This window comes from Microbispora catharanthi, assembly GCF_006334915.2.
Taxonomy (GTDB): domain Bacteria; phylum Actinomycetota; class Actinomycetes; order Streptosporangiales; family Streptosporangiaceae; genus Microbispora; species Microbispora catharanthi.
In genome coordinates this window covers 165,733-178,688 of record NZ_VDMA02000017.1, presented here as the reverse complement: position 1 = coordinate 178,688, position 12,956 = coordinate 165,733, and the positions used below count along the sequence as shown (strand labels likewise).

Below are 12,956 nucleotides of genomic sequence, written 5' to 3'. Positions count from 1 at the left end.
GATGCTACCGGCGCGGCTGCAGGGCTCGCAGCCCCGGGGCGATTGCTATGACATGCCCGTTTCGTAGGCGCGTATGGACCCTAGCGGGGGGTCGTGGGGCGACCCGACCTGGGGAGCCGCAATAATGCTGGGCGTGGCGACAGCATCCGCAATTACTACGACGACGAGACCGCACGGGTCCAGCCGGCCGAACCTGGTTCAGGTCGGGACCATCGTGTGGTTGTCCTCTGAGCTCATGTTCTTCGCGGCGCTGTTCGCGATGTACTTCACCATCCGGTCGGTCAGCCTGGGGCAGGGCACGCACTGGCCCGAGGCGGACCTCAACGTCCCGTTCGCGACCTTCAACACGACCGTCCTGGTCCTTTCGAGCGTCACGTGCCAGCTGGGCGTGTGGGCCGTCGAGAAAGGCCAGGTCAAGAAGCTGCGATTCTGGTATGTCGTAAGCTTCCTGATGGGTGCGTTCTTCGTGGGCGGACAGCTCTGGGAGTACGGGCACCTGGCGGAGGAGGGTCACATCCTCTCGCACTCTCCGTACGACTCGGTGTTCTACCTGACCACGGGCTTCCATGGCTTGCACGTGACGGGTGGTCTGATCGCGTTCCTGTTCATCCTGGGACGTACGTACGCCGCGAAGCGCTTGACGTATGAGCAGCAGACCAGCGCGATCGTCGTGTCCTACTACTGGCACTTCGTCGACGTGGTCTGGATCGGCCTTTTCGCGACCATCTACATCATCAAATGATCGGAACGGGGATTTCGGTGAACTCCATCACCGCCCGACGGCGCCATCCCCTCGCGCGAGTCGCCGTCCTGGCGCTCGCGCTGGGCCTGCTCGGCGGCGGCTACGCGCTCGCGGCGCCGAACGGCAGCACCGCGGACGCCGCGATCGCGTCCGGCAAGGCCGACGACGTGGCGCAGGGCAAGAGCCTCTTCGTGGCGCACTGCGCGAGCTGCCACGGCATGAACGCCGAGGGCACCAAGAAGGCTCCGACGCTCATCGGCGTCGGAGCCGCCGCCGTGAACTTCCAGGTGAGCAGCGGCCGCATGCCCGCCGCCGACGCGGGTCCCCAGGCCCCGCGCAAGCCGCGCGCGGAGTGGGCGACCGACCAGGCCGTCGACCAGCTCGCGGCGTACGTCCAGTCGCTGGGCGGCGGCCCGACGGTGCCCAGCGCCGAGCAGGTCGACCCGGCCAAGGGTGACCCGGCCAAGGGTGGCGAGCTCTTCCGCGCCAACTGCATCCAGTGCCACAACTTCGTGGGCGCCGGCGGCGCGCTGACCTATGGCAAGTACGCGCCGCCGCTGAACCCGGCGACGCCGACGCAGATCTACGAGGCGATGGCCACCGGCCCGCAGGCGATGCCGGTGTTCAACGACTCGACGATCACGCCGGAGCAGAAGCGCGACATGATCGCGTACATCACCCACGTGCGGTCGCAGGTCGACCCGGGCGGTTCGGGTCTGGGCCGAATCGGTCCCGTCACCGAGGGCCTTGTAGCGTGGGTCGTGGGTCTCAGCCTCCTGATCCTGGCCTCCATCTGGATCACAGCGAAGAAGCGACGGGCGGCATGACAGAGCAGAACGAGTACCCCGAGAGCGGGCGCGTGCGGACGCGTGTCCTCGGCACGCCGCCCGCAGACGCGCCGATCGTCGACAGCGACCCGATCCACGCGCCCGAGGGCGTTCCCGGCGTGATCCCGCAGGACCCCGTCAAGGCCCGCAAGGCCGAGCGCCTCGTCGCACTGCTGTTCCTGATCACCTTCCTGGCCGGGGCGGGCTTCATCGCCTCGTACGTGATCTTCCAGGTCGGTTCGATCAGCAAGACGGCCACGTCGAACCTCGCACTCGGCGGCACCCTGGCCCTGGCCCTGCTCGCGCTGGCCGCGGGCCTCACGGTCTGGGTGCGGCAGATCATGCCGAAGTACAACCTCGTCCAGGAGCGCCACGAGATGCGCTCCGACGACGACACGCGCGAATACGTCCAGGAGACCTTCCTCCAGGGCGCCGACGAGAGCGGGTTCGTCAAGCACAGGCTGCTGCGCCGCACGCTGCTGCTGGCCGCCGCTCCGCTGGGCCTGGCCCCGCTGGTGCTGCTGAAGGACCTCGGCCCGCTTCCCGGGACCTCGCTCAGGCACACCGTCTGGGGCGAGCCCACCAAGGACGGCAAGCCGCGCCGCCTCGTGGTCGAGGGCTCCGGCCAGCCGATCCGCGCGGCCGACTTCAACTCGCCCGGCGGCATCCTCTCCGTGGTCCCCGAGGGCTACGAGGAGGACCTGAACGCGCTGGCCAAGGCGACGCTGATCCTGCTGAAGTTCCGTCCGGAGGAGCTCAAGTCCGGCACGAACCTCAACTGGACGCACGACGGCATCGTCGCCTACTCCAAGATCTGCACCCACGTGGGCTGCCCGGCGGCTCTCTACGAGCAGACGACGCACCACATCCTCTGCCCGTGCCACCAGTCGACCTTCGACGCGGCGGACGGAGCGAGGGTCGTCTTCGGCCCCGCCGCCCGGCCGCTGCCGCAGCTCCCCATCGGAATCGACGGGGAGGGCTACCTCGTCGCGAAGTCGGACTTCAAGGTCCCCGTCGGTCCCAGCTTCTGGGAGCGTGGCGACGCCGAAGCCGAAGCTAGGGAGAACGCATCATGAATGCTCCCCCGAAGGCCATCGCAGGCCCGTCGACGTTCCTCGACGACCGCATCGGCGCGGGGAACTTCCTCAAGCGCAACCTGAGGAAGATCTTCCCCGACCACTGGTCGTTCCTCCTGGGGGAGATCGCGCTCTACTCGTTCATCATCCTGCTGCTGACCGGTACGTTCCTGACGTTCTGGTTCAAGCCGGGTATGGGCGAGGTCACGTACACGGGCAACTACGCCCCGCTGTACGGCGTGAGGATGTCGGAGGCCTACGCCTCGGCGCTGCACATCAGCTTCGACGTCCGTGGCGGTCTGCTGATGCGGCAGATCCACCACTGGTCGGCGCTGCTGTTCGTGGGCGGCATGACGGTGCACATGCTCCGGATCTTCTTCACCGGGGCGTACCGCAAGCCGCGCGAGCTCAACTGGATCATCGGCATCCTCCTGCTCTCGCTGGCGCTCCTCGAGGGCCTCACCGGCTACTCCCTCCCCGACGACCTGCTCTCCGGCGCGGGTCTGCGGATCACCCAGGGCGTCGCCCAGTCGATCCCGATCGTGGGCACCTACGTCTCGTTCTTCCTGTTCGGCGGCGAATACCCGGGCCACGACGTCATCTCGCGGTTCTACTCGATCCACATCCTGCTGATCCCGGGCATCCTGCTCGCGCTCGTCTCGGCGCACATGATCCTCATGTGGGTGCAGAAGCACACGCAGATGCCGGGCAAGAACAGGACCGACAAGAACGTGGTGGGCGCGCCGTTCTACCCGGCCTTCATGATCAAGTCGGGCGCGTTCTTCCTGTTCACGTTCGGCGTCATCGCGCTGCTCGGCACGTTCGCCCAGATCAACCCGATCTGGTTGTTCGGGCCGTACACACCGGCGGACATCTCGGCCGGCTCCCAGCCCGACTGGTACATGGGCTTCCTGGAGGGCGCGCTCCGCCTCATGCCGTCGTGGGAGATCAATTTCCTCGGCCACACGGTGACGCTGAGCGTGCTGATCCCGGCGCTGGTGCCACTGGGCCTCGTCATGACGGGCCTGGCGCTGTATCCGTTCCTGGAGCAGTGGATCACGGGCGACCGCCGCGAGCACCACGTCGCCGACCGGCCGCGCAACAACCCGCACCGCACCGCGATCGGCATCTCGGGCATGACGTTCTACGGCATCCTGTGGCTGCTGGGTGCCAACGACGAACTCTCGGCGAACTTCCACCTCGACCTGTACACGACGACCTGGTTCGGGCGGATCGCCATTTTCGTCGGCCCGGCCATCGCCTACTGGGTTACCTACCGGATGTGCATCGGCCTCCAGCGCAAGGACGCCGAGGTGCTGTCCCACGGCGTGGAGTCCGGCGTCATCAAGCGACTGCCGAACGGCCAGTACATCGAGGTCCACACGCCGCCGGCGGAGGACATCGCCGAGCACATCCGCGGCAAGAAGGAGATCCCGGTTCTCGAGAGCGCCGAGGACGGCGAGGGCATCCCGCCCAAGGGCGCCCGCAGCGCGATCGGCCGGCTCCGCACCAAGATGAGCCAGGCGTACGGGACCGACCGGGTCCCACTGACCGACGGCCACCACGAGGAAGAGCACGCAGAGGAGCACGCGGGCGTCGGCGCCGGCGACCGCAAGGAGCTCCACTGACGGGCATCTGACCGACCGGCACGAAGCGGCCCGGCAGGGGGAACCACTCCCCCGCCGGGCCGCTGTGTTTCCCGCGTCGCCCATCGGGACGCTTGGATCCGCCGGTCATGCCGGAGGCGTGCATGGGCGCGCCCCTCCGGCTCGCTCGGTGTTTCCCGCTTCGCTCATCGGGGCGCTTTCCCGGGCTCAGCCGGTCGGTGACACGAGGCCCGTCTCGTAGGCGATGATGACCAGCCGCACGCGGTCGCGGGCGCCGAGCTTGGCGAGCAGCCGCGTCACGTACGTCTTGACGGTGGCGGCGCTGATGAACAGCTCGGCGGCGATCTCCGCGTTGGACAGGCCGCGCCCGACGAGGGTCAGCACCTCGGCCTCCCGCTCGGTGAGCCCTGTGGCCCGCCGAGGCCGCGGGCCGGGCGCCGGACGTCCCGCGAACTCCTCGATCAGCCGGCGGGTCACGCGCGGGGCGATCAGGGCCTCACCGGCGGCGACCACCCGGATGGCGGCGAGGATGTCGTCCAGAGCCATGTCCTTGACGAGGAACCCGGACGCCCCGGCGCGCAGCGCGCCGTAGACGTACTCGTCGTCGTCGAAGGTCGTCAGGACGAGAACCTGGGCGCCGCAGCCCGCGGTGATCAGCCGGGTGGCCTCGATGCCGTCCATGCCGGGCATGCGGATGTCCATCACCACGACGTCGGGCTCGGCGTCCTCCGCCATCCGCACCGCCTCCGCGCCGGTGCCCGCCTCCCCGGCCAGGTCGAGGTCGGGCGCGTCGGCGATCACCATCTGCAGGGCGGCGCGGACCAGAGGCTGGTCGTCGGCGAGCAGCACGCGGACGGTCATCGCACTCCCGCGGACACGGGCAGCCGGGCCTCGACCCGGAAGCCCCCCTCGGGACGCGGACCGGCGGCGAAGGTCCCGTGTAGGGCGCCGACCCGCTCGCGCATCCCGATCAGGCCGTAACCTCCTCCGGTGTCACCGCCGCGCCCGTCGTCGAGAACCTCGATGCGCACCTCGTCGTCCCGGTAGCCGATCGACACCCGGCACGACGCCGTGCCGGCGTGACGCACCACGTTGGTGACGGCCTCCTGGATGATGCGGTAGGCCGACACCTCGATCTCCGGCGGCAGTGGGCGAGGCTCGCCCGACCGCCGTACGTCGACCCATACGCCCGCCTCCGTGATCGTGGCGGCCAGCCGGTCGACGTCGGCGAGGCCGAAGGCCGGCTCCAGATGCCCCGATCCCAGAGGTGCCGCTCCCGGGGGCCCGGACGGCGCCGGGCGCCCCTGCTCGGGGCCCCGCAGCCCGCCGAGCATCCGGCGCAGCCCCGACAGCGTCCGGCGACCGGCCGTCTCGATCTCGCCGAGCGCCTCCCGTGCCCGCTCCGGTTGGGTGTCGATGACCCGCCGTGCCGCGCCTGCCTGGAGCGCGATGACGCCGATGCTGTGGGCGACCATGTCGTGCAGCTCACGGGCGATCCTGAGCCGCTCGTCGGTGACCGCCTGGGTCGCGGCGCGGGCGCGCAGTTCCTCCGCGTGCGTGCGGGACTCTCGCGCCGAACTGCCGAGCAGCCAGGCGATGACGGTCGTCAGGGCCACGGCCGTCTCGGACGACGCCCCGATCGGCCACCCGCACACCAACCGCACCGCCAGATAGCCGCCCAGCACGGCGAGGGCCATGACAACGGCGACGACGCCGGTCGCGCGCGGCCGCCCGGCGGCGATGAAGAACACCGCGACCTCGGCCGCGAGGAACTGGGGCAGCGGAATCTCCGCCACGCCCAGGGGCATCGTCCCGAGAACGGACGCGGCGAGCAGCAGGACCAGGGCCGGCAGCGGGCGGCGGCGCAGCAGGGCGCCCCCGGCCGGCGCGAGTGCGGTGGCCACCGCCATGGGGACCTGGCCCTCCCATTGGAAGAACTGCGCCCCCGGGCGCTCGGCGGGGTACCACTCGCCGGGTAGTCGCAGCCGCATCAGGAACGTGAACGCCATGCCGCCACACCAGGCGAGGACCACCCAGACCCCGGGCGGCAGCCGCTTCAGAAGGGAACTCGGGGGCGCCTGCATCGTCAGAGCGTAGCCGGGCGTCCCTTTTGCGGGCATCCGACCAGGGGTCTACATCCGCGGTCTGACCGGTGTAGCGGCGAATGTCCCTGGTGGTCGGATGCGGTGGAGACGCGCCGCACGGCACCGTGAACCGGGTGATCGACACCGCACAGCCAACGGGCGCCGACGACCGCCCACCGCCGCCGCTCCCCCTCCCCCGCGGCGGCACGGGCGCACGCCGCGGCCCGCTCGCACCCCCTCGCCCCGGCGCGGCCGGTGGCCGCCTGCGCCGGAGGCTGCTCGCCGCACTCGTCGCCGCCGCACTCGCCGTCCCGGTGGCCGGCGCGGCACGTCCCGAGGCGGTCCCCGCGCCCGTCCCGCCGCCCCTGCCCCCGCTGCGCGCCGTGACCGCCGCGAGCCTGGCCGAGCGGTTCGCCGCGACCCGCGGTGCGATCGAGGCGGCGATGCGGACCGCCAGGGCCGCCGGTCACCCTTGGCGGGCCGCGATGCTGCGGACGATGGCCGATCCCGCCCGGCACTTCCTGTCCTTCGACGGCCGCGACGGCGGCCGTGCCGCCGAAGTGTTCGGCGATCTGGCCACCGCCGACCGTATCGCGGTGGTCGTCCCCGGCTCCGGCACCGGCCTCGACACGTACGGGCTCCTGCGGGCCGGCTCGATGCGGCTGCAGCGGGCGACCGGCGGCCGGGGGGCCGTCGTCGCCTGGCTCGGATACCGGACCCCGAGCACCGTGAGCCTCCAGGCGCTGACTCCCGGCCGCGCGGACGAGGCCGTCCCCGCACTGCGTGCCTTCGTCCGCGACCTGGCCCGGCTCAAGCCCGCCGCCCGCATCAGCCTGCTGTGTCACTCGTACGGCGGCGTGCTGTGCGGCCGGGCCGCGCCCGGGCTGAACGTCGCGGACATCGTCCTGTACGGCAGCCCAGGCGCGGGCGTGGACGACGTTGCGGCGATGGGCACCCGGGCGGCCGTGTGGGCCGCCCGCGGCACCGGGGACTGGGTCGCCGATCTGCCGCACGCGGCGGTGCGCCTGCCCTTCGCCACCGTCGGGCTCGGGGAGGATCCCATGGATCCCCGGTTCGGCGCCCGGATCTTCGCCGCGGGCGACGGCGGTCACAGCGACTATCTGAAAGACGGATCGCCCGCGCTGGCGAACATCGCCCGGATCGTGTCGGGGCATGCTCCCGCCGAGGTGAGCCATGTTTCGTGACCTCGTCCGGCGTGCCGAGGAGGCGACACCGGCCCCGCGCGACCGCGCCGTGGAGACACCGCGCGACCGCGCCGTCGACGCGCTGCGTGCCCTCGCCATCGCCGGTGTGGTGCTCGGCCACTGGCTGGTGACCGCCCCGGTCGCCGACAGCGGCGTCCTTCGCGTGACCAGCCCGTTGAAGTACATGCCGCAGCTCGCGCCCGTCTCCTGGCTGTTCCAGACCATGGCCGTGTTCTTCTTCGTGGGCGGGCGGGTGGCCGTCGAGAGCCACGGCCGCGCGCGGGGCCGGGGCGTGGGTCCCGGGCGGTGGGCCGCCGCCCGGATGGCCCGCCTGTTCCGCCCCGTCGTGCCCGTGCTGGGGGTGTGGAGCGCGGCGGCGGTCGCGATGCTCGCCTGGGGAGCCGACCCCGGAACCGTGTACGCACTGGTCAAGCTGGTGTGGTCGCCGATGTGGTTCCTGCTGGTCTTCGCGGCGCTGACGGCGGCGACCCCGCTCGCCGCCCGGCTGCACCCGGTGTGGCCGCTCGCCGCCGTCGCGGTGGCCGACCTCGTCAGGTTCGGTCTGGGCGGGCCGTCCTGGGTCGGCTGGATCAACGTGGCGACCGGCTGGCTGGTGCCGTACTGCCTGGGCGCCCTCTGGGCGCGCGGGCGGCTGGACGGCCGGGTGACCGGATGGGCGCTGCTGCTCGGCGGGGCCGCCGCCACCGCCGGTCTCGTCCTGTGGGCCGGCTATCCGGCGTCCATGGTCGGGGTGCCGGGCGCGCCGGTCTCCAACCAGTCCCCGCCCACGCTGGCGGCCGTCGCGTTCGGGCTGGCCCAGTGCGGGGCGGCCCTGGTGCTGTCCGGGCCGCTGCGGCGGGTGCTGCGCCGTCCCGCCGCCTGGGCGCTCGTGGCGGCGGCCAACCTCTCCGCGATGACGATCTTCCTGTGGCACCAGACCGCGATGATCGCGGTCACGGCGGCGGCCCTGCGGCTCGCGGGCGGGGCGCTGCCCGGCCTGCACACCGTCCCCGGCGATCCCGGCTGGGTGGCCGCCCGTCTGGCGTGGTTGCCGGCGTTCGCGGCGGCCCTGGCGGTGTGCTGGGCGGCATTCCGCCGCCACGAGACGCGCGGCCCACGCGGTGGCGGAAAGCCGCTCAGAGGAGGGCCTCGGCGGGAGCGGCGCGCAGGCGGCTCCGCTTGAGCCAGGCCGGCCAGGAGTCCTGCCAGTAGCTCCAGCCGTTGGTCGCCTCCAGCCTGCGCGGCGTCCCGGTCACGATGATCGGGTCGCCGATCAGGGTGTTGTTCTTGAACCACTTGGCGTTCTCCGGGCTGACGTTCACGCAGCCGTGGCTGACGTTGGAGTTGCCCTGGTCGCCGACGGACCACGGAGCGCCGTGGACGTATTCGCCGGTGTTGGAGATGCGGACGCTGTTGTACACCGTCGTCTCGTAGTAACCGGCCTGCCCCGGCGAGGCGTCCGGCGAGGTCATGACCGTGACGTCCTCCCTGGACATCGCCACGTGGATCCCGCTGGTGGTGTGGTGGCGGAGCACGTCGCCCATGCCCGCGCTGATCGGCATGTTCTTGATCTGCTTGCCGTCCCGCTCGATCTTCATGTAGTGGGTCTGGGTGTTGGCGACGCTGATCTGCGAACGGCCGACCTCGAAGTCCCTGACGTAGTCCTGCTTGCCGTACATGCCCTCGCCGCCCCTGATGCCGGCCAGGCGCGCGGTGACACGGACCTTCGTGTACGTCGGCCAGTACTTCTCGGGGCGGAAGACCACGTTCTTGTCGTCGAGCCAGTGCCAGGCGCCGTCGATGGGCTTGGACGCCTGCACGATCAGGTTGCGCTCGACGGACACGCGGTCGGTGACCGGCTTGTCGAAGGTGATGATGATCGGCATGCCGACGCCGACCGTCAGGCCGGTGTCCTGCTTGTTGGGCAGCAGGGTGGAGATGCCGAAGGTCTTGGCGGCCTGTTTCGTGGCGAAGCGGACGGTCCTGGTGGCCGAGCCGCCGGGGCCCGCGGCCGTCGCCTCGACGCTGTAGGCCGTCCCCGGGGCCATGGGACGCTCGCTGCGCCACTGGGTGCGGTCGGGGCTGAAGACGCCCGCGACGGGCCGTCCCGCGGCCTGTACGGCCACGTGGGTGAGCTTGCCGCCCGCCGCGCCGATCAGGATCGGAAGCTCGGGCGGCAGGTCGGCGGCGCCGTCGAGCGGGCTGATGCTGATCGCCGTCCCGGAGCCTCGATCCTCGTCCCGCCCGCCCGAAGTGGAACACCCGGCAACCATCACGAGAAGGGCCAGCGCCCCCGCACCAGCACGCACGTCCGTCCCCCTAGCGTCGCTTTCCGGGGGTTATTCCCTGGTGACGTACCGTTCGGGCAGTCCGGGGGCCGCGTGCCGGCAAAGAACGCGAACGGCCGGTCGGCGAGATCGCCGACCGGCCGCCCAGCGGGGGTTCACGCACTCAGTGCGAGAAGTTGCCCCGGTAGTACTGGAACACGAACCCGATCATGCTCATGACCGTGCAGAACAGGCCGATGAAGAACAGCCACCAGCCGACCGCGAAGCCGAAGAACGTGAGCGCGGCCGACAGGCACACGAACAGCGGCCACCAGCTGTGCGGGCTGTAGAAGCCGATCTCGCCCGCGCCGTCGCTGATCTCGGCTTCCTTGTTGTCCTCCGGCTGGTCGCCGATGCGGCGCGCGGTGAACAGCAGGTAGTAGCCGATCATGAGGGCCAGGCCGACGGAGATCGCCATGGCGGTGGTGCCGGTCGGCTCCTTGGACCAGAACCAGTAGACCACGTCCGCGGCGGCGAAGAAGATGCCGCAGAGCAGGAACATCCATCCCTGGATCTTCATCGGGACTCCTCCACCAGCTCCGGCTTGGCGGTGATGTGCGGGTACTTGAGGTCGAACGCCGGGCGCTCGGACCGGATCCGCGGCAGCGACAGGAAGTTGTGCCGCGGCGGCGGGCAGGAGGTCGCCCACTCGAGCGAGCCGCCGAAGCCCCACGGGTCGTCCACGGTGACCTTGGGAGCCTTACGCCACGTCACCCAGACGTTGTAGAAGAACGGCAGGGTGGACAGGCCCAGCAGGAGCGCGCCGGCCGAGGAGACCATGTTCAGGTCGGTGAAGCCGTCGGACGCCGAGTAGTCGGCGTAGCGGCGGGGGAAGCCGATGACGCCCAGCCAGTGCTGCACCAGGAAGGTCAGGTGGAAGCCGAAGAACAGCAGCCAGAAGTGGAGCTTGCCGATCTTGTCGTTCAGCATCTTGCCGGTGAACTTGGGCCACCAGAAGTAGAACCCGGCGAACATCGCGAACACCACGGTGCCGAAGACCACGTAGTGGAAGTGGGCCACGACGAAGTAGGTGTCGCTGATGTGGAAGTCGAGCGGGGGCGACGCCAGGATGACACCGGTCAGACCACCGAACAGGAAGGTCACCAGGAAGCCGACCGCGAACAGCATCGGCGCCTCGAACGACAGGTGTCCCCGCCACATTGTGCCGATCCAGTTGAAGAACTTCACACCGGTCGGTACGGCGATGAGGAACGTCATGAACGAGAAGAACGGCAGCAGCACCTGTCCGGTGACGAACATGTGGTGCGCCCACACGGTGACCGACAGGCCCGCGATGGCGATGGTCGCGCCGACCAGGCCGATGTACCCGAAGATCGGCTTACGGCTGAAGACCGGAAGGATCTCGGTGATGATGCCGAAGAACGGCAGCGCGATGATGTAGACCTCGGGGTGCCCGAAGAACCAGAACAGGTGCTGCCACAGCATCGCCCCGCCGGTGGGCGAGTCGAAGATGTGCGCGCCCAGCTTGCGGTCGGCCTCCAGGGCGAGCAGCGCGGCGGCCAGCACCGGGAAGGCCAGCAGTACCAGGATGCTGGTCAGCAGGATGTTCCAGGTGAAGATCGGCATCCGGAACATCGTCATGCCGGGGGCGCGCATGGTGAGGATCGTGGTGATGAAGTTCACCGCGCCGAGGATGGTGCCGAGACCGGACATCGCCAGGCCCAGGACCCAGAAGTCGCTGCCGAGGCCGGGCGAGGTGACCGCGTTCGACAGCGGCGCGTACGCGGTCCAGCCGAACGACGCGGACCCGTTCGGGGTGAAGAAGCCCAGCACGGCGATCGTGCTGCCGAACAGGTAGAGCCAGTAGCTCACCATGTTCAGCCGGGGGAAGGCCACGTCAGGGGCGCCGATCTGCAGCGGCATCAGCTCGTTGGCGAAGCCGGCGAACAGCGGCGTCGCGAACATGAGCAGCATGATCGTGCCGTGCATCGTGAACAGCTGGTTGAACTGCTCGTTCGACACGACCTGCAGCCCCGGCTGCGCGAGCTCGGCCCGCATCACCAGCGCCATGAGGCCGCCGATGAGGAAGAACACGAACGACGTGATCAGGTAGAGGTGCCCGATCACCTTGTGGTCGGTCGAGGACAGCCACTTGGCGATGACCGTGCCCTTGGTGTACGGCCGGGCGACGATGCCGGCCGGTTCCTGGATGGCGGTCACTGCGCACTCCCCGCCTGGCTCTTGATGTACTGGTCGAATTCGGCCTGCGGCACGAGCTTCACGGAGAACAGCATCTTGCTGTGGTCGGTGCCGCAGAGCTCGGCGCATCGGCCGACGAAGACGCCCGTCTTGTTGAGCGTCGTGATCTGGAAGTGGTTGTGCACGTTGCCCGGGAAGACGTCCTGCTTGAACAGGAACGCCGGCACCCAGAACGAGTGGATGACGTCGGGCGAGTGCAGGTCGAACTGCACCTGGGTGTTGACCGGCAGCACGAGCTGCGGACCCTGCGGGTTCTCCGCGCTCTGCTTGCTGAGGTCCACCGGCACGCCCGCGACCACGGCCTTCTGGCCCTGGTACTCGGTCGTGAAGCGCCAGCTCCACTGGTAGCCCTCGACCGCGACCTTGACCGGGGCGGCCTTGGTGATCCGCGTGATCTCGGTCTCGTCACGGGCCGTGAAGTAGAAGAAGACCGCGACCATGATGACCGGGACCACCGTGTAGAGGATCTCGATCGGCAGGTTGTAGCGCACCTGCGGAGGCAGCTGATCGGGGCTGTTCTTCTTCTTCCGATGGAAGATGCACGCCCACAGGATCAGTCCCCAGACGACCACGCCGGTGGCGAGAGCCGCGATCCAGCTCCCGTTCCAGAGCGTCTGGACGATGTCGGCCTGCTTGGTGACACCTTCCGGCATGCCCCCACGGGACCACTGATCGATCGCCTGGTTGCTACACGCCGTCCCGGACGCCACCAGCAGCGCCAGGGCGGCGGCTCCGGGCAACCGGCGGCGTGCCCACGGTCGCCGTGTCGTACGGCGGGTCGGACTCACGGATCGCCTACCCCACAGATGAAGCCCAAGAGTTCCTCTCCTGGGCGGTTTTTCCAATTGACCCTTGGGTGAGACCGGCA

General features: G+C 70.0%; 12 protein-coding genes. 6 read left to right on the top strand and 6 right to left on the bottom strand.

Annotated elements, in window-relative coordinates; genetic code table 11:
* Positions 1-73 precede the first annotated feature (73 nt).
* The 4 genes from ctaE to qcrB are packed head-to-tail and all read left to right on the top strand — an operon-like array spanning position 74 to position 4,273.
* The gene (ctaE, locus tag FH610_RS29085; protein WP_432871498.1) at positions 74-742 is read left to right on the top strand and encodes an aa3-type cytochrome oxidase subunit III; all 669 of its coding nucleotides are present in this window, start codon (positions 74-76) and stop codon (positions 740-742) included.
* A gap of 17 nt (positions 743-759) precedes the next feature.
* On the top strand, positions 760-1,569 hold the full coding sequence (gene qcrC, locus FH610_RS29080; protein ID WP_139578206.1) for a cytochrome bc1 complex diheme cytochrome c subunit: 810 nt from the start codon (positions 760-762) through the stop codon (positions 1,567-1,569).
* On the top strand, positions 1,566-2,645 hold the full coding sequence (gene qcrA / locus FH610_RS29075) for a cytochrome bc1 complex Rieske iron-sulfur subunit (protein WP_139578205.1): 1,080 nt from the start codon (positions 1,566-1,568) through the stop codon (positions 2,643-2,645). Before qcrC ends, qcrA begins: the two co-directional genes overlap by 4 nt.
* Positions 2,642-4,273: a cytochrome bc1 complex cytochrome b subunit gene (qcrB, locus tag FH610_RS29070; protein ID WP_139578204.1), complete on the top strand. Its 1,632-nt coding sequence runs from the start codon at positions 2,642-2,644 to the stop codon at positions 4,271-4,273. Before qcrA ends, qcrB begins: the two co-directional genes overlap by 4 nt.
* Before the next feature lie 186 nt (positions 4,274-4,459).
* On the opposite strand, the gene FH610_RS29065 is transcribed toward qcrB, so the two are convergent.
* Positions 4,460-5,113: a response regulator gene (locus tag FH610_RS29065; RefSeq protein ID WP_139578203.1), complete on the bottom strand. Its 654-nt coding sequence runs from the start codon at positions 5,111-5,113 to the stop codon at positions 4,460-4,462.
* The gene (locus FH610_RS29060; protein ID WP_139578202.1) at positions 5,110-6,336 is read right to left on the bottom strand and encodes a sensor histidine kinase; all 1,227 of its coding nucleotides are present in this window, start codon (positions 6,334-6,336) and stop codon (positions 5,110-5,112) included. Before FH610_RS29060 ends, FH610_RS29065 begins: the two co-directional genes overlap by 4 nt.
* 134 nt (positions 6,337-6,470) lie before the next feature.
* On the opposite strand from FH610_RS29060, the gene FH610_RS29055 reads away from it, so the two are divergent.
* Positions 6,471-7,541: an alpha/beta hydrolase gene (locus tag FH610_RS29055; protein ID WP_240809257.1), complete on the top strand. Its 1,071-nt coding sequence runs from the start codon at positions 6,471-6,473 to the stop codon at positions 7,539-7,541.
* The gene (locus FH610_RS29050) at positions 7,531-8,724 is read left to right on the top strand and encodes an acyltransferase family protein (protein ID WP_205826148.1); all 1,194 of its coding nucleotides are present in this window, start codon (positions 7,531-7,533) and stop codon (positions 8,722-8,724) included. Before FH610_RS29055 ends, FH610_RS29050 begins: the two co-directional genes overlap by 11 nt.
* On the opposite strand, the gene FH610_RS29045 is transcribed toward FH610_RS29050, so the two are convergent.
* The 4 genes from FH610_RS29045 to ctaC form a co-directional block, all read right to left on the bottom strand.
* Positions 8,678-9,850: a L,D-transpeptidase gene (locus FH610_RS29045; protein ID WP_139578200.1), complete on the bottom strand. Its 1,173-nt coding sequence runs from the start codon at positions 9,848-9,850 to the stop codon at positions 8,678-8,680. The two genes, FH610_RS29050 and FH610_RS29045, sit on opposite strands and share 47 nt — an antisense overlap.
* Before the next feature lie 142 nt (positions 9,851-9,992).
* Entirely contained in the window at positions 9,993-10,388 is a 396-nt protein-coding gene (locus FH610_RS29040; RefSeq protein WP_139578199.1) for a cytochrome c oxidase subunit 4, read from the bottom strand.
* Positions 10,385-12,049, bottom strand: a complete 1,665-nt coding sequence (gene ctaD, locus FH610_RS29035) for an aa3-type cytochrome oxidase subunit I (protein ID WP_240809256.1) — start codon at positions 12,047-12,049, stop codon at positions 10,385-10,387. The genes FH610_RS29040 and ctaD overlap by 4 nt, the downstream gene beginning before the upstream one ends.
* A complete protein-coding gene (ctaC, locus tag FH610_RS29030; RefSeq protein WP_139578197.1) occupies positions 12,046-12,876 on the bottom strand; it encodes an aa3-type cytochrome oxidase subunit II in 831 nt (276 codons plus the stop codon). The genes ctaD and ctaC overlap by 4 nt, the downstream gene beginning before the upstream one ends.
* Between the last annotated feature and the right edge of the window lie 80 nt (positions 12,877-12,956).